At 45.1% G+C, this 19563-nt stretch carries 18 protein-coding genes; 10 read left to right on the top strand and 8 right to left on the bottom strand.

Annotation, left to right across the window (positions count from 1 at the left end):
* Positions 1-193: 193 nt before the first annotated feature.
* Positions 194-463 (top strand): hypothetical protein, encoded by a 270-nt coding sequence (locus tag VHA02S_RS07900; protein WP_005445453.1) that lies wholly within the window; start codon positions 194-196, stop codon positions 461-463.
* A gap of 81 nt (positions 464-544) precedes the next feature.
* On the opposite strand, the gene VHA02S_RS07895 is transcribed toward VHA02S_RS07900, so the two are convergent.
* The 6 genes from VHA02S_RS07895 to citS form a co-directional block, all read right to left on the bottom strand.
* The gene (locus tag VHA02S_RS07895; protein WP_005445452.1) at positions 545-1225 is read right to left on the bottom strand and encodes a response regulator; all 681 of its coding nucleotides are present in this window, start codon (positions 1223-1225) and stop codon (positions 545-547) included.
* Complete coding sequence (locus VHA02S_RS07890; protein WP_038897550.1) at positions 1212-2867, bottom strand: ATP-binding protein; 1656 nt, start codon at positions 2865-2867, stop codon at positions 1212-1214. Before VHA02S_RS07890 ends, VHA02S_RS07895 begins: the two co-directional genes overlap by 14 nt.
* A 112-nt stretch (positions 2868-2979) precedes the next feature.
* Positions 2980-4281, bottom strand: coding sequence for a sodium ion-translocating decarboxylase subunit beta (locus tag VHA02S_RS07885; protein ID WP_005445449.1), 1302 nt, complete (start codon positions 4279-4281; stop codon positions 2980-2982).
* A gap of 15 nt (positions 4282-4296) precedes the next feature.
* Positions 4297-6108 (bottom strand): sodium-extruding oxaloacetate decarboxylase subunit alpha, encoded by a 1812-nt coding sequence (gene oadA / locus VHA02S_RS07880; protein ID WP_038897549.1) that lies wholly within the window; start codon positions 6106-6108, stop codon positions 4297-4299.
* A gap of 11 nt (positions 6109-6119) precedes the next feature.
* A complete protein-coding gene (locus VHA02S_RS07875) occupies positions 6120-6371 on the bottom strand; it encodes an OadG family protein (RefSeq protein ID WP_017818057.1) in 252 nt (83 codons plus the stop codon).
* 68 nt (positions 6372-6439) lie between these two features.
* Positions 6440-7783: a citrate/sodium symporter CitS gene (gene citS / locus VHA02S_RS07870; protein WP_038897626.1), complete on the bottom strand. Its 1344-nt coding sequence runs from the start codon at positions 7781-7783 to the stop codon at positions 6440-6442.
* Between the two features lie 270 nt (positions 7784-8053).
* Here citS and citC point away from each other — a divergent pair, with 270 nt between their 5' ends.
* From citC to VHA02S_RS07830, 8 genes are all read left to right on the top strand, one after another.
* The gene (gene citC, locus VHA02S_RS07865; RefSeq protein ID WP_038897625.1) at positions 8054-9106 is read left to right on the top strand and encodes a [citrate (pro-3S)-lyase] ligase; all 1053 of its coding nucleotides are present in this window, start codon (positions 8054-8056) and stop codon (positions 9104-9106) included.
* 41 nt (positions 9107-9147) lie between these two features.
* Complete coding sequence (gene citD / locus VHA02S_RS07860; RefSeq protein ID WP_017818060.1) at positions 9148-9444, top strand: citrate lyase acyl carrier protein; 297 nt, start codon at positions 9148-9150, stop codon at positions 9442-9444.
* On the top strand, positions 9441-10316 hold the full coding sequence (gene citE / locus VHA02S_RS07855; RefSeq protein ID WP_021452683.1) for a citrate (pro-3S)-lyase subunit beta: 876 nt from the start codon (positions 9441-9443) through the stop codon (positions 10314-10316). Before citD ends, citE begins: the two co-directional genes overlap by 4 nt.
* Before the next feature lie 18 nt (positions 10317-10334).
* Positions 10335-11843: a citrate lyase subunit alpha gene (citF, locus tag VHA02S_RS07850; RefSeq protein ID WP_370445481.1), complete on the top strand. Its 1509-nt coding sequence runs from the start codon at positions 10335-10337 to the stop codon at positions 11841-11843.
* Positions 11840-12376, top strand: coding sequence for a citrate lyase holo-[acyl-carrier protein] synthase (gene citX / locus VHA02S_RS07845; RefSeq protein WP_038897547.1), 537 nt, complete (start codon positions 11840-11842; stop codon positions 12374-12376). Before citF ends, citX begins: the two co-directional genes overlap by 4 nt.
* The gene (gene citG, locus VHA02S_RS07840; protein ID WP_038897545.1) at positions 12357-13316 is read left to right on the top strand and encodes a triphosphoribosyl-dephospho-CoA synthase CitG; all 960 of its coding nucleotides are present in this window, start codon (positions 12357-12359) and stop codon (positions 13314-13316) included. Before citX ends, citG begins: the two co-directional genes overlap by 20 nt.
* Positions 13317-13334: 18 nt before the next feature.
* Complete coding sequence (locus tag VHA02S_RS07835) at positions 13335-14162, top strand: DUF5718 family protein (protein WP_038897544.1); 828 nt, start codon at positions 13335-13337, stop codon at positions 14160-14162.
* 497 nt (positions 14163-14659) lie between these two features.
* Positions 14660-16153, top strand: coding sequence for a lytic polysaccharide monooxygenase (locus VHA02S_RS07830; RefSeq protein WP_009702734.1), 1494 nt, complete (start codon positions 14660-14662; stop codon positions 16151-16153).
* Positions 16154-16429: 276 nt separating this feature from the next.
* Here the strand turns inward: VHA02S_RS07830 and VHA02S_RS07825 are convergent, their stop codons facing one another.
* The gene (locus VHA02S_RS07825) at positions 16430-16636 is read right to left on the bottom strand and encodes a hypothetical protein (protein WP_005446094.1); all 207 of its coding nucleotides are present in this window, start codon (positions 16634-16636) and stop codon (positions 16430-16432) included.
* A gap of 272 nt (positions 16637-16908) precedes the next feature.
* Between VHA02S_RS07825 and VHA02S_RS07820 the strand changes: the two genes are divergently transcribed.
* Positions 16909-18429 carry a DUF1254 domain-containing protein gene (locus VHA02S_RS07820; RefSeq protein WP_038899689.1) on the top strand — a complete coding sequence of 507 codons (1521 nt, stop codon included), beginning with the start codon at positions 16909-16911 and terminating at the stop codon, positions 18427-18429.
* A gap of 131 nt (positions 18430-18560) precedes the next feature.
* Here the strand turns inward: VHA02S_RS07820 and VHA02S_RS07815 are convergent, their stop codons facing one another.
* Positions 18561-19472 carry a LysR family transcriptional regulator gene (locus tag VHA02S_RS07815; RefSeq protein WP_038899690.1) on the bottom strand — a complete coding sequence of 304 codons (912 nt, stop codon included), beginning with the start codon at positions 19470-19472 and terminating at the stop codon, positions 18561-18563.
* Between the last annotated feature and the right edge of the window lie 91 nt (positions 19473-19563).

Below are 19563 nucleotides of genomic sequence, written 5' to 3'. Positions count from 1 at the left end.
TCAAGAAGCGGCAACAAAGTATACAAGCCAAGGCCCTTATATTTGCAAAGAGTGCCCTTTGGGAGCGTAAAGAGAATAAAAACCATAGAAATTAAATCATGCATTAAATCTGCGCTTTTCTTTGAACGCGCTTAGAAACTCAAACTCAATGATCCGGTGTAATGCTTCTGTCTACTAAACAAATGGTATGAGTATGATAGTAAGTAAGATATCTGATGAGCTAATTACGGAAAAAGCAAAACTAGAGTGGCTAGCGTATTGGCGTCACTTCAGCACCGTTAAGCATCGCCTTTGCTGCGAAGCCAACTGTACCGCAGAGCATGATTATGGTGTTCTGGTTAGAAAAGACGGGGAAGAGCGTAAGGTTTTCGTGGTGCCATTATGCAAGGCGCACAGTGATAACCTTGAACGATTGGAAGTCTCCGACGGCACAGAAATTATCTCCGCGGATCTGACCTTGTGATTTACGTTGTTGCTTCAACGACGTTTAGGGAACGCTTTGAATCGTAGGGTTTCAAAGCGTTCTTCCTAAGCAAGGGGGAGGTTACATTTTCTTTTGATAAACCCTTTCAGGGCGACCAACTTTACCATGTTGAATCACAGCAAGTAGAAACCCTTTTGCGGCTAAAAACTCAAGATAACGTCTTGCTGTTGTTTTGCTGATGCCGACTTCATTGCCTAGAGACTCCGCCGTGTAAATAATTTCGCCATCATCAAAGGCATTCGTGACTTTATCGAGCGTGAGCTCATCGATCCCCTTGGGTAAGGCTTGCATGTGTGATGATTTGGATTGAAAGTTAAACAGCTCGTCGACGTGGCGTTGATTGATGTTGTCATTTGCTTTTAACGAACTGGTGTACTTCAGATAGCGCTCTAAAGAATCGGTTAAGCGATCATAAGAGATCGGTTTTAGCAGATAGTCGAACACGCCACACCTTACGCCTTCTCTTACTGTTTCCATGTCATTGGCGGCGGTGATAAAAATAACATCTGGTGACTGCTTGGCAGCGGTTATGTCTTTCAATAAATCGATGCCTTTGCCGTCAGGCAAGTAGTTATCCAATAAGACCAGTTTTGGCTTCAGTAACTGAATCATCTTTCTGGCTTCAGCGATACTTTTTGCAATTCCGATAGGTCTGAAACGTTGTGTTTGCTGAAGATAGTAAGAATGAAAGTCCGCGATATTGGATTCATCTTCTACTATCAAAACGTCATAAATTTCCATCTTTCAAACTCTCGTTAGGAATAAATAAAGAAAAGATTGTTCCGGTTGGTTCGGCATCGTCGACGAGGATTGCACCGCCAGCGTTATTGACAAGCTGGTGGACTAAATACAAGCCAATACCGTGTCCCGGTTGCGATTTGCTGGTGATCCCTTTATCAAATAGGGATTCTGCGATTTCATCGGGTATTCCAGTGCCATTGTCAGCAACCTCGACCACCAATTCCGTTTCGTTGGCGTCAGAAATTAGTATCGAGATGCATTTGTTGCTGTCAGGGTTTTTCAACGTTGCTTCATAAGCATTGTCGAGTAGGTTACCTATGATGGCGGCTAACTCATCATCAGTAAGTTTGGTTGGTGTACCGCTTAGGTGACAGTACGGATCAAAATGGAGAGCGAGACCAAGTTCCTTTGCTCGGCTGTATTTGCCTAATAGCAGACCCGCAATCACTTTGGAGTTGAACGTACGAGAAATGAAATCAATCAGCTTTTGATGTGTTTCTGTTTCTTGCCTTATGGCACTGAGCGCCTCTTCGTACGCGCCGATTTGAATCAGCCCACTGACCGTAGAAAGCTTATTTGCGTATTCGTGGCTCAATACTCGTAAATTGTCGGTTTGCTGCTGAACTTGGTTAAGTTGTGATGTGAGCGTGCTTAAATCATTGCGCGGTCTGAAGCTGATGACCCAGCCAGAGTGTTGATTGTCTTCCCAAATCTTTACACGAGTCGCGACCAAGGTTTCGCCATTACAGGTAATAACTTGATGCTGTCTCTGTGACTCCTCCGAGTCTTCTGCCATCTTTGCTCCCAAGAAAAAGTCAGCAGGGGTGACGTATTCGTTCACCATTCGACCTTGGAGGTGGGAAAGATTACGCGCAATTCCTAGAATCTTAAGTCCCCTCTGGTTTGCCGACAAAATACGACCTTGTTTGTCGACCGCAATAATGCCTTCGTAAACCGCTTCAAACACCGAGTTTTGCACGCGGAGGGAGAGGGCGATCTCTTCTGGTTCCATACCATACATCTGACTTTTTATATGACGAGAGAAGAACCAAGCGCCCAAAGATGAGCAAACTAGAATGATCAATAAGGCAAAGAAAAACGGCGTGGAGTAGAGGATCAGTAAATTACTAACGGTATCCAGTAAATAGCCTACTGAAACAACACCAATGATCTCGCCAGTTGAGGAAATAATGGGGGATTTCCCACGTATCGAAAAACCTAAGCTGCCTTCTCGTATTGAGTAGTAGTGCAATCCTTGTTGAAGGGCGCGTATGTTGTCTCCACCTTGCATCGGGTAGCCAACTTTTTTGATGTCTGGATGCGCTAAGCGAATGCCCTTACTATCGCCGACGACGATGAAGTTGGCATCGGAAATCCCTTGTAGGCGCTTAATTTGTTTTTGTACCCGCGCTGTATCTCGTAAAGAGACCGCTTCGATCAGTTGAGGGTCGCTGGCAATTTCACGAGCTTGTATGACTGCGCGCGCACTGACCTGATGGTTTAACGTATCAGAAAGGATGTGGTGGAAATAACCACCGATAAGGAGCAATTGAAACGAAACAACCACAAAAAGCAGCGCCCATACACGCTGTCTAAAAGAGAGGTTACGGCAGAGGTAGTCGTGAAATGTTCGGTCTGGCATGAATGGTAAGCTTCTTATTGATTGAAGGGTAAATTATCAAATGAAACAAGGAAGAGACCTGATCGAGATCTATTGAAGATAGTCAATCGAGCCTCGTTCCTTGTGTAACTGTCTAACCGATCACATATTTGATCATCACGCCCGCTGCAACCGCCGAGCCAATAACGCCGGCTACGTTTGGTCCCATCGCGTGCATTAGTAGAAAATTCTGTGCATTTGCTTCTAGACCCACTTTGTTTGACACCCTTGCTGCCATCGGAACCGCAGAGACACCCGCAGAGCCAATCAGTGGATTCACTTTTTCACTCGCGAAACGGTTCATTAGTTTTGCCATCAATACGCCTGCCATTGTGCCAATACAAAACGCGACGATGCCAAGTGCGAGAATACCGATGGTTTGCGGCTGTAAGAACTTATCGGCAACCAATTTGGAACCCACAGAAAGACCCAAAAAGATGGTGACGACGTTGATCAACGCGTTTTGAGCAGTATCCGATAAACGTTCAACTACGCCACATTCACGCATTAAGTTACCAAAGCAGAACATACCTAGTAGCGGTGTCGCCGAAGGAAGCAACATGGCAATCAGAATCAACAGGAGCAAAGGGAAGCAAATCTTTTCTAACTTGCTCACTTTACGCAATTGCTGCATCGTGATTTGGCGTTCTGATTCTGTGGTCAGCGCACGCATTATTGGCGGCTGAATCAAAGGTACAAGTGCCATGTAAGAGTAAGCTGCTACAGCGATAGCACCCAGTAACTCTGGTGCGAGCAAGCTAGATACATAAATTGCCGTTGGACCATCTGCGCCACCAATGATGCCCACAGCAGCGGCTTGCGCGACACTGAAATCCATCAAACCCATAGAGCTCAAACCCAGAGCGCCGAGCACAGTTGCGAAGATACCAAACTGAGCTGCCGCACCAAGAAGCAAGGTTTTAGGGTTGGCTAACAATGGACCAAAGTCCGTCATTGCGCCTACGCCCATGAATATCACCAAAGGACCAGCGCCAGATGCAATAGCAATGCTGTAAAATAGGTACAGCATACCATCTGAGTATTGATACTCTTCTGCGAGTAAGTGGATGTTGGCAAGTTGAGTTGGTGTCGCCGTTGCAAGTGCCGTTTTTACTTCGGCAGCGGAGTCCGTCGCAATGTTCAACACAGAGCCAAATGCGGACATTACCTCTGGTTTGGCAGCATGGAGCGCGTTTTCTACCGCTGACAAGGCTAAGCCTGCATCAGGTAGGTTAGCAAGAATCCCACCAAAGCCGATTGGCACCAACAACAAAGGTTCGAACTGTTTAACAATAGCGAGATAAAGCAAAATCAAGCCAACAATAAGCATGATGGCTTGTCCCCATTCGAGGTGGAACAAACCAAAGTCATTCACTAACGCTAAGACATTTTCCATGTGACTAATGCCTCGTTACGCCAGTTGAAGTAAAGGTTCGCCTACATCTACTGCGTCGCCTTCAGACACATCAATGCTGGCGATTTTTCCGGAACGTGGTGCGCGAACTTCTGTTTCCATCTTCATCGCTTCAAGAATCAGTAGCACATCGCCTTCTTCAACTTCATCACCAGGCTTGGTGTGGATCTTCCAAATGTTACCCGCAAGTGGGGCGTTCATCGGCTCGGCATCTTGAGCGGTTGTCACTGGCTTTGATGGTGCAGGTTGGGGGGCTGACACGGCTTGAATATCGCCACCTGCGTCAACCTGAACGACATAACTTTGGTTGTTGACGGTAATGGTGTAAACACCGCTTTCTGAGGTAGCATTCATGGTTTGTTTCTCTGGTTTGGTCTTATTTTTTGTTTGTGCTGTTGCTCTTGCTGCTTCATTGCAAGGTGCGGGTTCAAAGGCGTCTGGGTTGTTGCGGTTTTCTAGGAACTTCCAACCCACTTGTGGGAAAAGCGCGATAGTAAGTACGTCGTCAATAGCGCTGCCGGAGAGCGGAATGTTTTGCGCTTTTGCTTGAGTGGTCACTTCTGTGGTCAGGTGATCCAGTTCTGGCTCCAACTTATCGGCAGGGCGGCAAGTAATTGGTTCTGAACCTTCCAACACACGCTGTTGCAGTTCCGTGTCGACAGGAGCAGGCGTTTGGCCGTACTCGCCTCTCAAGACACCAGCGGTTTCTTTAGTAATGGTTTTGTAGCGCTCACCCATAAGGACATTGATGACAGACTGTGTGCCGACGATTTGCGACGTTGGCGTGACAAGCGGCAGATACCCCAGCTCTTTTCTGACTTTCGGGATCTCTTCTAACACCGCATCAAGCTTGTCTGCGGCATTTTGCTGTTTCAACTGACTTTCCATGTTGGTTAACATTCCGCCAGGGACTTGCGCCACAATAATGCGAGAGTCTGAGCCTTTTAACTGACCTTCAAAAGCGGCGTATTTTTTACGTACTTCTCTAAAGTATGCAGCGACAGCTTCCAGCGCTGAAATGTCCAAACCTGTGTCGTATTCAGTGTTTTGAAGTGATGCAACCAGAGATTCTGTTGCTGGGTGACCGTAAGTGCCGCTCATGGAAGAAATCGCTGTGTCCACACGATCTACACCAGCTTCAATGGCTTTCATTAACGTCATATCAGCCATTCCAGCGGTCGAGTGGCAATGCAGGTGAAGGTCGACATCCACTTGCTGTTTTAATGTTGAAACCAGCTCACTGGCTAAGGTTGGCGTCATGATGCCCGCCATGTCTTTGATTGCGATCGAGTCAACGCCCAGTTCACCCAATTGTTGTGCGATGTCGACCCAGGTTTGTAGGTTATGAACAGGGCTAGTGGTGTAACAGAGTGTACCTTGAGCGTGTGCGCCTTGTTTTTTCACCGCAGCAATCGCTTGTTGCATGTTTCGTGGGTCGTTCATCGCATCAAATACACGGAATACATCCATGCCGTTTACCACGGAGCGTTCAATGAACTTATCAACGTCGTCGTCAGCGTAATGGCGATAACCCAATAGATTTTGACCTCGAAGCAACATTTGCAACGGCGTTTTTGGCATCGCTTTTTTGAGCTCTCGCAGTCTTTCCCAAGGATCTTCCCCTAGAAAACGAATGCAACTATCAAACGTAGCGCCACCCCAACACTCAAGTGACCAATAGCCGATGTCATCCAACTGTTGGGCGATTGGCAGCATATCGTCGATGCGTAAACGGGTGGCAAATAACGACTGGTGGGCATCACGTAATACAACGTCAGTGATGCCAATGCGTTTAGTAGACTCAGACATTCGAATTCCTCTTATAGCGAGCTTTGTTTGATTTTTTGATGATGAATAGCGGCAGCAATCACAGCGACGAGTTGGTTATCATCGTTTGATGGTTTGGCAGCACACACTTTCTTTTGCGGAGGGGGAGTTGGTTCGACATGAAAGCGCCCCAAAAAGCGAGACATGGCTTTGACAGCAAAGACCAAGAAAACAAGAAAAGTGAAGACAAAACCCATACCCAGTGTCATGAGGTTTAAGCCTTCGGTGAATAAATTAACTTCCATTAATATCTCCCATTGGACAAAACAAAGAGCAAAGGAAGACTTTGCTCTTTGACAAAATAAGAAGGGGGTTAACCGCCCAACATGCCGAACACGACACTTGCGATGACCAGTACGATACCGCCACCAAGACGAGATGAGATTTGCGCGTAAGACAGCAAGCTCATGCGGTTTGAAGCAGCAAGAACTTCAAGGTCACCAGAGCCACCACGGTTTGCCATACATAGACCGGCAGTGATTGAAGACTCGATTGGGTAAAAGCCCATTAACCAACCACCGACAGAGGCACCAATGATTGCGCCAGCAACGATCAGTGTTGCGATGATTAAGTTCGTGAAGGTTAGTGCATTCATGATTTCGCCAAGGTCGGTATAAGCGATACCAACGCCCACCATGAGCAGCCAAAGCAATTGTTTTGAGAAGAATGAAGACAAACGTTTTGCGCCTTCTTTCACTTCTTCAGAGCAGATACCACAGGCGTTCACAATCGCAACGATGATGACCATGTAAGCGAAAGTGTGGATTTTTACGTCACCAAAACCTGGCAGTATTTCTTTAGAAAGGGCGGATGAGAAGGTGTAAATACATGCCGCCATCATCAAGCCAATCGCGATTTCACGTGGAGTGATTTTTGGTGCTTCGCTCTCTTCAACATCGAAATTAGACTTACGCAATAGCTCGCCATTACCAGTCAAAGACGGTACTTTTTCACCAATGCTGTTTAGAACGGCTGCTGCGACAATCGCTACGATGTTAGCGATGGTTAAAATTGCAATTGCAACCGAGTAGTACTGTTCTTTCGAGCCACCCGTGACTGACTCATAGATTTCAGAAAGTGGAATCGCACCTGCACCGTTACCGCCACCCATGATAGGCAGTACGTAAAGCATCATGATTTTGTCGATAGAAATGCCAAACATCATGCCGCCAAGAATGCCGAGAATTGAAGCACCTGCAACGGCAGCAAGAATGGTCGGAATGTAACCAACTAATGATTTAAGCAGTAGCTTACGGTTAACCGCCAAAATCGAGCCAGTGATCAGAACGGCAATGAACAAGTCGAGGAAATCGGTCTTCTTCATAACTGCAGTGACAGTGTCAATTTCGTTTTGGGTTAATAAACCTGCATGAACAAACCAAGCTGCGACAAGGAAGATCATAACAGGCGCACCGCCAATGTATTTGTTAAAAATAGGTAGGCGTTTACCCAATTCGCCAAATAGCGCACCAACAACAAACATAAAACCAAAACCGCCGACAATATTATCAGGGATGGTGTCTGTCATATGTGCAATTAACATGACCGCGAACATAAATGCATATAGCGGTAACGGTAAGCCAAAGATTCGGACTTGAGATAATAAGTCTAATCCCTGGCTTCTTGTTTCAGTTATTGAAAGGGTCTTTTCGTTCATCATTATTATTCCGTGTTGATTTAACATGGCATAATTTAAATTTGAATGAAAAACCTAACTGTGAGTGTGATCATTTTACTTTGTGGAATATATACACACTTATGAATTTAAAGTTTTTAATTATCCAATCACTTAATTTACAGATAGTTAAGTAATTAAATTCATTAAATTCATAAATGACGTTTAGTAGAAGAAAATAGTCGATACGGATCATCATTTTTCAAATTCAAGTGACGCATGATGGCGGCAACACGAAAGAGGATGATGATCATGTTTGACACCTACGCATTTAGTCGAGTGAACCGAAATCAATACGAGAAATTTGGTGCTATTACCGAGTTTCTAACTTGTTATGATTTGGATGTTGACGCTGATGTAGAGCGATTTGTGGTGGCGAAGTCTCAAGGTAAAATAATTGCTTGCGGCGGTCTTGCTGGCTCAACACTAAAATCTATTGCGATTGATCCTGCCTTACAAGGTACTGGATTTTCTCTACGATTAATGACTGAGTTGACCACGATGGCTTATGAAATGGGGCGCTTTGATCTGTTCTTGTTTACCAAGCCTCAGAATATGCAAAGGTTTCGTGAATCTGGTTTTTTCCCCATTTCTTTTGCGGACGATAAATTAGTCTTGATGGAAAATAGTCAGACCAATTTAAGAAACTTTGTACGTTCATTAAGAAAGAAAAAGAAAGACGGTGATAAAATAGGCAGCATTGTGATGAATGCAAACCCGTTTACTTTAGGGCATCAATACTTAATTGAAACGGCGGCGTCACAATGTGATTGGCTACATTTATTTGTCGTCAGCGAAGAGGGTAAAGGTTTTTCTTATCACGATCGTTTGAACATGATTGAAAGTGGCACTAAACATATTCCTAATCTTACGATTCATCATGGTTCAAAATATATAATATCTAAAGCAACGTTTCCTACTTACTTTATTAAAGAGAAGCGATTGATTGATTATTGTCATACCGCTATTGATCTAAATTTATATCGTCAGCATATTGCGCCAGCATTAGGCATTACACACCGATTTGTTGGGACGGAGCCAGACTGTGTTGTGACTCATTATTACAACCAACAAATGAAACACAGATTAACCACCAAGGATCTCCACGGCGCACCAATCAGCGTTATTGAAATAGAGCGTAAGTGTGCGTCAGGCACCACGATTTCAGCGTCAACGGTGCGAAAACTCTTGCAGAAAGGGCAATTGGATCAACTGGTTCACTTTTTACCCTCAACCTCTATCGACTACCTACAAAGGCACACGGACGCTTTACCGTGTCTTACCCAAGAAACAGTGGCTGCTTAACAGCCCAATTAATTTTTAACCAAGGTGTTAAAGGTCTTTCAATGAAAATAATAAAACCCGCTTTTGCAGGGACGCTGGAATCCAGTGACTTGCAAGTTCGTATCTCACCCAATCCAGAAGGTGACATCGACATTTCTCTTGATAGCACAGTGAAAAAGCAGTTTGGCAAAGCCATTGAAGCGTTGATTCATGATGTGCTCAATTCGATGGGCGTGACTTCCGCAACGTTAGAAGTGGAAGACAAAGGCGCACTAGATTGTGTGATTAAAGCTCGCGTTCAGGCTGCAGTCATGCGCGCGGCAGACAGCAATGACATTCAATGGAGCAAATTATCATGAGTAAGTTACGCCGTAGCATGTTGTTTGTTCCAGGGGCAAACGCCGCCATGTTAAGTAATACCTTCATTTATCAGCCTGATGCGATCATGTTTGATTTGGAAGACTCTGTGGCGCTGAGAGAAAAAGACACCGCCCGCATGTTGGTGTTTAACGCGCTGCAACATCCTCTGTACCAAGAGATTGAAACAGTAGTCCGTGTGAACCCACTAGAGTCTGAGTTTGGTTTAAAAGATCTGCATGCCGTTGTGCGTGCGGGCGTCAATGTAGTTCGTCTACCAAAAACAGACAGTGCAGAAGACGTGCAAGAAATGGAGCGCTGCATTGAAGACATCGAACGTGTATGTGGCAGAGAAGTTGGCAGCACTAAAATGATGGCGGCAATCGAAAGTGCGCAAGGTGTGAATAACGCCATCGAAATTGCTCAATCGTCTTCGCGTTTAATTGGTATTGCACTGGGTGCTGAAGATTATGTCAGGGACTTAAAAACGCAACGTAGCCCAGAAGGGACAGAGTTGCTGTTTGCCCGTTGTTCTATTCTGCAAGCTGCGCGTGCTGCGGGCATTATGGCGTTCGATACCGTTTATTCCGACGCTAATAACGAGCGAGGATTCCTCAATGAAGCGGAACACATTAAGTCGTTAGGTTTCGACGGAAAATCGCTGATTAACCCAAGGCAAATCGAGCTACTTCACAACGTATTTGCACCGACTCAAAAAGAGGTGGATTACGCGATTCAAGTTATCGAGGCAGCAGAAGAAGCGCAAGAGCAAGGGCTTGGTGTGGTTTCACTTAACGGAAAAATGGTCGATGGACCAATTATCGAGAGAGCTCGTTGGACGTTACAAAAAGCGCAATCTGGAATTAAAGAATAGGGCACGAACATGAAACAAATGGAATCCATCAAACCAGCATTGCTGCCAGAGACGTTGTCACTGTTTTCAGAGGCAAATGCGTTAACGCCTCATCTCAAAGACTCAAACTCTAAAAAGTCGAGAAAGCTAAAGTCAGATCTGCGTTCCGCCATTTTAGATTCTGGGCTTAAAGACGGTATGACGATCTCTTTCCATCACGCGTTTCGAGGTGGCGATAAGGTGGTTAACTTGGTGTTAGATACTATCGCTCAGATGGGATATAAGAATCTGACACTGGCTTCAAGCTCTTTAACGGGTATTCATTCGCCGGTTGTTGAGCACATCAAAAACGGCGTAGTGAGTAAGATTTACACATCAGGTATTCGCGGTGAGCTTGGTGAAGCCATTTCTCATGGTTTGCTCAAAGAACCTGTGCATATTCACTCCCATGGAGGACGTGTGCACTTGATTAAATCAGGCGAGCTAAACATCGATGTGGCGTTCATCGGTGTGCCTTGTTGCGATGAGTTTGGCAATGCAAATGGCATGAACGGCAAATCTCGCTGCGGCTCTTTGGGTTACGCCAAAATCGATGCTCAACACGCGCGTAAAGTGGTCATGCTTACTGAATCTATCGTCGGTTATCCAAATCACCCAGCATCAATCACACAAGATTTGGTGGATGCCGTAGTCGAAGTCGAAGAAGTTGGTGATGCGAGCAAAATTGGTGGCGGTGAAACGCGTCTTACCAGTAACCCACGTGAACTGCTTATTGCAAAACGTGCTGCCGATGTGATTATAAATTCTGGTTACTTTAAGCAAGACTTTAGCTTACAAACTGGGTCTGGTGGTGCGTCGCTTGCCGTCACACGTTTTCTAGAAAATAGCATGGAAAAACGAGGTATAACTGCTGAGTTTGGGCTGGGTGGCATTACCTCAACTATGGTCTCTATGCACGAGAAAGGGCTGATCCGAAATCTAATCGACGTGCAGTGTTTTGACTCTGGTGCTGCGGACTCACTTGCTCGAAACCCAAACCATATTGAAATCTCAGCGAATGAGTACGCTAACCCATCTTCCAAAGGCGCAGTGGTTGATCGCCTAGACGTGGTCATTCTCAGCGCGCTTGAAATTGATGTGAACTTCAACGTCAACGTTATCACCGGTTCTGATGGTGTGATTCGTGGCGCGTCTGGTGGTCACTGCGACGCAGCGGCAGGCGCAAACCTTGCCGTGATTGTGGCTCCGCTCGTGCGTGGTCGTATTCCAACTGTCGTAGAGCAAGTGTTAAACGTGGTAACGCCGGGTCAATCGATAGATGTGTTGGTGACTGACCATGGTATTGCCGTAAATCCTCGACGCCCAGAAGTAAAAGAGCGTTTGTTGAACGCAGGACTGCCTGTGCTTGATATGGAAGCCTTGGTTGCGAGAGCGCAATCATTAACGGGCAAAGCGGAACCAATTGAATATGACGATCAAGTGGTGGGTTATGTACGTTATCGCGATGGTTCTGTGATTGATGTCATCAGAAAGGTTAAATCTGAATGAGCATTCGCTATGGGCTGAAAGTTGGTCTCGATGATGTCTTGAGCAACAAAGAAGCTCGTGTGAAACGACAAGGTGAGTGGTTAAAACGCTACTCCCTTCCTTTGCTGTCGTTTACCGTCAATATGCCAGGTCCGCAGAAAATGACGGAGTGCACGGAGCGAATCTTTGAACAGGGTGTGCAAGCGATTCAAGCCACTTGTCTCGAAAAAGGCTGGTCAATGGCAGGACGTCAATTGCTGCGACAAGTCACAGGTCCAGAGGCAATTTTTGCGGTCCAAGCACCGAATGCCATGGCGCTCAAACGAGCCATGATTGAGATAGAGAATAACCATCGTCTCGGTCGGTTAATGGATTTAGATGTGATCGATGTCGATGGAAAGATCATCTCAAGAAAAGGGCAAGGGATGACTCGAAGAAAATGCCTTATTTGCGAACAAGATGCCGTGATTTGCGCGCGCTCGCGTAAACATGATCTTCAAACCTTGGTTTCTCACATAGAGTCGATGGTGTGTTATGACGAATGTTGCTCTTAAACTGTTGCTCGACCAAAATATCGAGCGTGTTCCAAGCGTTACGCATCGCTCTGCTGTAAAGGTGAATCTGTTCTCTTTGGTTTCTGAGTTGGCGTATCACGCGATGCTGGTGGAAGTGCACTTGTCCCCAAAACCGGGGCTTGTTGACCTTATTAGCAACGGTGCTCACTCAGATATGAATGTGCCGCTGTTTGAAGCCAGCGCGAGTGCAATTCGTCCTTTTCTCAATGGCTTTCTTAACGCTGGTCTTGCGCATTCAACGCACTCGGCAGAGACATTACTGGATGTGTTGCGTCCGGTTGGAATTCAAGCTGAACGCGCAATGTTTACCGCGACTGGTGGTGTGAATACCCACAAAGGGATGATCTTTGGACTTGGATTGGTATGTGGCGCGATCGGCTGGTTAAAAGGCAAGGGCATTGCGGTTGACTCTCTGCACATTAGCCAAGTTATTAAGCGCAGCTGTGCGTTAATGGTATTTCAAGAGCTGAAAAATACCGACTCTAAAACGGAAACTCATGGTGAGCGGCTGTATCGAGAATTTGGTTTAACTGGAGCAAGAGGTGAGGCGGCGTCTGGCTATCAAACGATCATGACTTACAGTTTGCCTGCATACCAACAAGCGCTGTATGAAGGCGCGTCCGCAGAACAAGCATTATGGCAAGTGTTGCTCACGCTAATGGTGCACAATCAAGATACCAACGTGGTATCTCGTGGTGGGATGCATGGTTTGCGTTATGTGCAGAACATAGCATCGAAGCTTATTGAGAGTGGTGGTTGGCATAATCCAAACCTCGAAGAGCAGCTACTGGATTTTGACCGCCAGCTTATTGAAAAAAACCTTAGTCCGGGCGGCAGTGCAGATTTGCTCGCGCTGACTTGGTTGCTGGCAGAAATTGATGATTTGACGAGACATATCATCGCGAATCACGACGAATAATTAGGAACAAGTAAACGTATGCACAATTTTGAAGATGCGATGATCTTAGGTATCGCGGGAAACTTCGCAGGTCACCTGCAACAAGCTGGTGAGGCTGATGACTTTGCTCTCTACGGAGATGTGAACGCTAACAAGCCCCAAGCATTGTTCCCCATTTATGTGCCTTTTATCGAACATCCGTATTTGTCGACATATCCAATAAGTGCCGATACGACCAAGTTGCCAAATGATATTTTGAACTTACAAATTGAACCAGAGCTCGCCCTGATCTGTGATGTTACTTATGAAGGTGGTCAGGTCTTACAGCTCACGCCGACGCATTTTGGCGCATTTAATGATTGTTCGATTCGACGCCCTGATGCGAATAAAATCAGTGAGAAGAAAAATTGGGGTGCAGCGTCAAAAGGCTTGGCATCCCAGCTTATTGAACTAGAACGACTCACTCCTGATAGCGATATCGGCAGATTTAGAATCGCGAGCTTTCATAAGCGAGGAGAGCAGGTATTCGCCTACGGGGAAGATTGCGCGGTAAACGAATACTCCTATTTCTATGCGGATCTGCTGGATTGGATACGTGATCAGATGAATCATCAAGTGGATCGTGGTCCGATGGAAAACATTCACGCATTACTCAAACAAGCAAATCTCCCAAGCCAGCTAGTGGTCGCAGTGGGTGCAACGCGCTACACCGAATATGGTGAGCAGAATTTCTTGGAAAGAGGCGATGAAAGTGTGGTTGTTGTGTATGACAGCCACCTATACCAACCAAAAGATGTGCTCGGCATGGTACAGAAGTCGCAGTATGAAGCGACAGGCTTTTCTTATGTGAGTCAAAGAGTGCTTTAAGTTTAAGCCAATAGAGAACAAAAAAAGCCCGCAAATTAGCGGGCTTTTTAATGTCTTATTCGCTGAATGAAATAAAAGGAGTGATATATATCTAATATTTATATTAGTGTTTGTCTTATTGATATTTAATGTATTTTGCTCAAGTTTTAAAAGTGGACAGTGAATCACAGATTCGTTAAGTGCATTTAATGTTTATTATAAGTTTGTTTAATAACGTAATTACTCTAATTATAAATATGTTTTGAAATTTTATAGCCTTATAAGTTAATGAAAAATAGGGTTATATTGCTTTGATGATAATTCGGTTAGTTAATGTCAGGGTATTTAAAATTGTGATGTTAATTCCTATCAATAACCTCAAAACTTTCATTGATAAAATTTACGTATATTCTTTTTAACTGTTTCCAGATTAAAACTATAAACACGCAATAGGTGACAGTGGTTATAAAGTATCCGTTGTGGCTGACTTGCATAATAAAATGGTAGAGAGTGAAAAAGTGAAAGCAAATAAAAACATTCTTAAAGCAGCAGTAGGTATGGCAATGCTATCTGGCTTGCCAACAGCAGCCAATGCTCATGGCTGGTCAGAGTTTCCTAGTGCACGTCAAAACACGTGTTACGAGCAAGGCGGAATTTGGTCAGGTAACCCACCAAATGCAGCTTGTGCTCAAGCAAAAGAAATTTCTGGTACCTATCCGTTTGTTCAGCGCAACGAGTATGCGAAGAACATTACCGATTACAACAATATGGCAGCAGTGAAAGCGGCGATTCCAGATGGTACGTTGTGTTACGCAAATGACCCTCAGAAAAAGGGCATGGGCGCACCACACACCGCGTGGACTCGCACAGAGCTAAATACGGGTACATTCGAATTTGTATTTAATGCGACGGCACCACATAACCCGTCTTTTTGGGAGTTTTACCTAACCAAACCAAATGCAGACCTAAGCAAAGCGTTGGCGTGGAGCGATCTTGATTTGATTCAAACCGAAGGTAATGTCCCAGTTGAAGGTGGTAAATACCGCATGAATGTGACCATCCCTTCTGATCGTTCAGGCGACGCGATTCTTTTTGTGCGCTGGCAGCGTAACGATGCGGCGGGTGAAGGCTTCTACAACTGTTCTGACATCACTATTGTGGGCGGCGAAACGCCTCCACCAGAGCCAACACCTCAACCAGATCTCGTGAAAGGTGAGCTATACATCCCAGTTAATTTTGTTGGTCCAGACCTTGGTGATACGGTTAAGTATGACATCATCAATAAATACGGAGATGTTGCACGTAGCTTCGATATTGAAGTGAATTCATCGAACATCAACGACTGGCAACGTCTATTGGCGTCAGAGATCAATGGTTGGCACGAAGAGTTCAAAGATGGAGCGGTGTTCATTGGTGATTGGCATGAAGAAATGTCTCATTACATGTACTTCCAAAACGATCCATCACGCAACTTCTTTAACTCGAAAGATGGTCGAGCGTCGGGTGTGATTTCAGTGATTGATGGTGATGACGGTAATGTTGAACCATTGGCAGGTGACATCTACGAGTTAGTGAAGAGCGACAAAGTAGTTAGCGCTGGGGACAAAGTGGTGATTTCTACCAGCGAAGCTGCGAACTTAACTCAAACTCAAGGCTCTTCTGTGAGTATTCAAAATAACGGCACTGCGTCGATTGTCGTTGATACTCGTGCGATTACGCAGAATGAGACCTTGTCGTTTGTTGCGAACGCAGTAAACAGCGAACGTGCAGAGACATTTACGTTTGAAGTGATTGTCGACGATGGTGGTGTAGACCCTGAGCCAACGCCAGATCCTGATCCAACACCAGACCCAAGCGATGACGCATGGGATTCAGCAAAAACTTACCTAGGTGGTGAAGTTGTCGCGTATGCTGACCAAAATTGGAAAGCACAATGGTGGATTAAAGGTGGTGATAACCCACAAGCGGCTTACCAAAAAGATAAGTGGGGCGTTTGGCGTCCAGCTAACTAATCATTGGTTGTAGCCAAATGGAATTGGCTAAGGCAAGCATGAAAGCCACTGTTTTGAGTTAAAGACAGTGGCTTTTTTACGTCGTTCATAAACTGACGGGGTAAGTGGGGTGATATCACCAAATGCAAATATGGGCAGAAAATCGTCCCTATCCCAAGTAACCTCGCCCTGAATTCTGGATCTTGAAGTCACTTGGGAATAAATAAAGACAATAGGCTGAAACGAACGGACAGAGTGATATTAGTGCTATGTAAGAGCTTGAAACTCAAAGAGCGCCTAAGCGCTCTTTTCTTTTGTACTGCCTTTTGGGTGATGACCGAACTTGTCATTCAAGTAGAGCAGTCCGCTGACGAAGAGTGCCACGACGGAAACCGTGAAGAGGGCATACATACTTAATACCCAAGCGAATGTGGCAGTCAGAAAGGCAATGAAGGAAAACATTCTGCTGAATGACATTACATGACCAAGTTTGTTACTTTTCATAACGCCTCCCAAAGCTTAGTGGGTAGAACCAGAGTGCTTTCACTCCGCATTCGTATTGTCTCTCTTCTGGGGGGAATTTACCCAAAAAACAGGCTAAATATTTCTCAAAAAAGATTAAATATTGACCTGGTAGACAGTTTTTTACTTGTGATTTTATATGAGTTTCATTGCTCATTGTCTATGCCAACATTTTTGATTCTGCTGAACGTCAAAATTGATTCCCATCTTTGGCTACAGTTAATGCATCCCCATTGACAAAGCAGGAAACTCTTATGTTCAAGACTCAACTTAAACGTGTCGTTGTTATCACTAGCCTACTGGTTTCATCATCTGTTCTGGCAAGCACGAATGCGTACAATACAGATATTCCTACCAGTATCATGACACCTGATAAGGTTGAAACCAGCATTGGTACTTTGAATTTCAAGGATGGCGTACCAAGCCAGCAGACGATGGATACGCTATACAACAACCTCGATACCATGCGAGCAACAGAAGTGTTTATGAACGCGATTCCTATGGCATCCCTGGAAGCGTTAAGAGTCGGGCATGAGAAAATGGGGTTAACCACATCCAATCAGGTGATGCTGTTTGATGATCTGATGGATTCGAATCCGCTGTTCTTAACCGGAAATACAGATACGGTATACGCGTCCGCATTTCTCGATCTCGAGCGTGATGGTCCAACAGTGGTTGAAATCCCACCGGGTATGGGACCAACGACCGTCAATGATGCATTCTTTCGTTTTGTGACGGACATGGGTGTTGTAGGACCAGATAAAGGTGAGGGTGGCAAATACCTTATTTTGCCTCCGAACTATGAAGGTCCAGTGCCAGAGGGTTATCACGTTTCTCAATCAACAAGTTATGTGAACTGGTTTATTGCTCGTGGCTTTTTGAAAGACGGTAAAACAGACGCGGCGGTGAATTCATACCATAGTGGTTTAAAGATTTATCCATTATCTAAGAAAGGCGAGCCGCCGAAGATGGAATTCATCTCTGGTAGTGGTAAATCGTTTAATACCATTCATGCAAATGATGACCATTTTTACGATGAAATCAAAACGGTGATCGACAAAGAACCGATTGAGTTTATCGACCCAGAAATGCGTGGACTGATAGCGACCATCGGCATACAAAAAGGTAAGCCGTTTGCCCCAGATGCACGAATGCAGAGCATATTGGAAGATGGTGCAGCAATAGGTAATGCAACCGCACGAGCGTTGATGTTTAATCCTCGTACCCAGAACGCTTACATTTGGGATGATCGTAATTGGAAGACAGCGTTCATTGGTAATGATTACCAATGGCTGATTGAAGAAGGCAACGGTGGTCGCAACCTAGATGCGCGCACTTATTTCTTCTATATGGCGACGGTTAATACGCCGGCAATGGCGCTCAAAATGGTTGGTAAAGGTTCTAAGTACGCAATCGTTGATAAATCTGCTCAGGGAGAGTTCTTTGATGGCAGCAAAAACTACAAGCTGACCATTCCTGCGAATGTTCCGGCGAAGAACTTCTGGTCAGTTGTGGCTTACGATACACAAACGCGTTCAGAATTACAGACCAGTCAACCTTTCCCGAGTAAGAATGACAAACGCGATGACATGATGACAAATGCAGATGGCTCGATTGATTTGTATTTTGGTCCGAAAGCACCAAAAGGCAAAGAAGCAAACTGGATTGAGACTGTGCCGAACAAAGGTTGGTTCACTATCTTGCGTGTCTACGGTCCATTAGAACCTTGGTATGACGGCTCGTGGAAGCCTAGTGATATCACGGAAGTGAAGTAAGATAATTGAAGAGGCAACCGGTCAATTGATAGACCGGTTGCTTGTTTTTGGCTTGTTCTTATGGCTCTGTTGCGGCTTTGTCTGGTCTTGTTTGAGGGATTGTCTATTTGCGACGACAAGTGATAGTCGTTCTAATTTGTTTCTTGCAGTGCTTGTTTAATAAAGGCTTCTACCTGAGCAATGATCGGGTGCTGGTAGAATGCTCGGTGATATTGAACGCCTACATCAAACATCATTGGTTTAGCATTCAGCCTTAACGGCAATCGGAGAACGTCCTCTGGTAGGGCATCATCGTTAATGTGCATCCCGACAAATACATACGGGCTGACTTTTACGCAATCAAGCGCTGCCGCCATAGAAGAGACCGTTAGTTTCTGTTCCAAATTTACCCCAGTGAGTTTTCGCATTCGTTCATAGTACGCACTGACATCAAGAGAGCCCATAGACACGCGCACCGTCTCGAGGTTTTCAATGTCACTTAGCTCTAGCTCGTTATGTTGGCTAAGTGGGTGTTGATCATTCACGTACGCAAAGATGGGAACAGAAGCAACTTTGCGCTCAACCATTCTCTCATTGAGCTCATTTGGAAAACCGCCAATTCCAATGACGACGGCACCTCGTTTTGGGTTTTCGATACTTTCTATCGACCAATCAATAAATGAAATCTTCGGCTTTTGATCTTCCGTTGTAAGGGCGGAGACTAAGGGGGTCGTCAACATGCCAGATAACGGATTAATGATGCTGAATATGTACTCATTGGCTTGCTGATTAGCATTGAAGCTTTGTGCCAGCTGGGGGATTTGTTCTAGGCGTTCTAATGGTTCGCAGATGACTTCACACAGCTGCTGGCAAAGCAGGGTTGGGGTATAAATGCCTTTTTCTGCATTGAAGAGTTCGTTATCAAATCTTTGACGACATTCAGCCAATTGTCGTGTGAATGTCGCTTTGCTAATGTCGAGGGTATGACACACTTTCGCCTGCGATTTTTGCTGGCTGAGTAGATAAAGAAAGCGATACAAATTCAAATCAATAGTATTTTTCACGAGCTCAGTACCTGAGGTTATTGAGCTTTAAGTATCGGTGTCTCTCATCCTCTGTTCCAATAAAATTTAAAACAATTTTTCCTTTTGTGAC

Source organism: Vibrio harveyi NBRC 15634 = ATCC 14126 = KCTC 12724, assembly GCF_001591145.1.
Classification (GTDB): Bacteria; Pseudomonadota; Gammaproteobacteria; order Enterobacterales; family Vibrionaceae; genus Vibrio; species Vibrio harveyi.
This window is presented reverse-complemented; position numbering and strand designations above follow the sequence as displayed.

Excerpts from the sequence above, each read along its gene's own strand:
- VHA02S_RS07900 (WP_005445453.1), top strand. The coding sequence starts at position 194 with ATGATAGTAAGTAAGATATCTGATGAGCTAATTACGGAAAAAGCAAAA.
- VHA02S_RS07895 (WP_005445452.1), bottom strand. The coding sequence starts at position 1,225 with ATGGAAATTTATGACGTTTTGATAGTAGAAGATGAATCCAATATCGCG.
- VHA02S_RS07890 (WP_038897550.1), bottom strand. The coding sequence starts at position 2,867 with ATGCCAGACCGAACATTTCACGACTACCTCTGCCGTAACCTCTCTTTT.
- VHA02S_RS07885 (WP_005445449.1), bottom strand. The coding sequence starts at position 4,281 with ATGGAAAATGTCTTAGCGTTAGTGAATGACTTTGGTTTGTTCCACCTC.
- oadA (WP_038897549.1), bottom strand. The coding sequence starts at position 6,108 with ATGTCTGAGTCTACTAAACGCATTGGCATCACTGACGTTGTATTACGT.
- VHA02S_RS07875 (WP_017818057.1), bottom strand. The coding sequence starts at position 6,371 with ATGGAAGTTAATTTATTCACCGAAGGCTTAAACCTCATGACACTGGGT.
- citS (WP_038897626.1), bottom strand. The coding sequence starts at position 7,783 with ATGAACGAAAAGACCCTTTCAATAACTGAAACAAGAAGCCAGGGATTA.
- citC (WP_038897625.1), top strand. The coding sequence starts at position 8,054 with ATGTTTGACACCTACGCATTTAGTCGAGTGAACCGAAATCAATACGAG.
- citD (WP_017818060.1), top strand. The coding sequence starts at position 9,148 with ATGAAAATAATAAAACCCGCTTTTGCAGGGACGCTGGAATCCAGTGAC.
- citE (WP_021452683.1), top strand. The coding sequence starts at position 9,441 with ATGAGTAAGTTACGCCGTAGCATGTTGTTTGTTCCAGGGGCAAACGCC.
- citF (WP_370445481.1), top strand. The coding sequence starts at position 10,335 with ATGGAATCCATCAAACCAGCATTGCTGCCAGAGACGTTGTCACTGTTT.
- citX (WP_038897547.1), top strand. The coding sequence starts at position 11,840 with ATGAGCATTCGCTATGGGCTGAAAGTTGGTCTCGATGATGTCTTGAGC.
- citG (WP_038897545.1), top strand. The coding sequence starts at position 12,357 with ATGACGAATGTTGCTCTTAAACTGTTGCTCGACCAAAATATCGAGCGT.
- VHA02S_RS07835 (WP_038897544.1), top strand. The coding sequence starts at position 13,335 with ATGCACAATTTTGAAGATGCGATGATCTTAGGTATCGCGGGAAACTTC.
- VHA02S_RS07825 (WP_005446094.1), bottom strand. The coding sequence starts at position 16,636 with ATGAAAAGTAACAAACTTGGTCATGTAATGTCATTCAGCAGAATGTTT.
- VHA02S_RS07820 (WP_038899689.1), top strand. The coding sequence starts at position 16,909 with ATGTTCAAGACTCAACTTAAACGTGTCGTTGTTATCACTAGCCTACTG.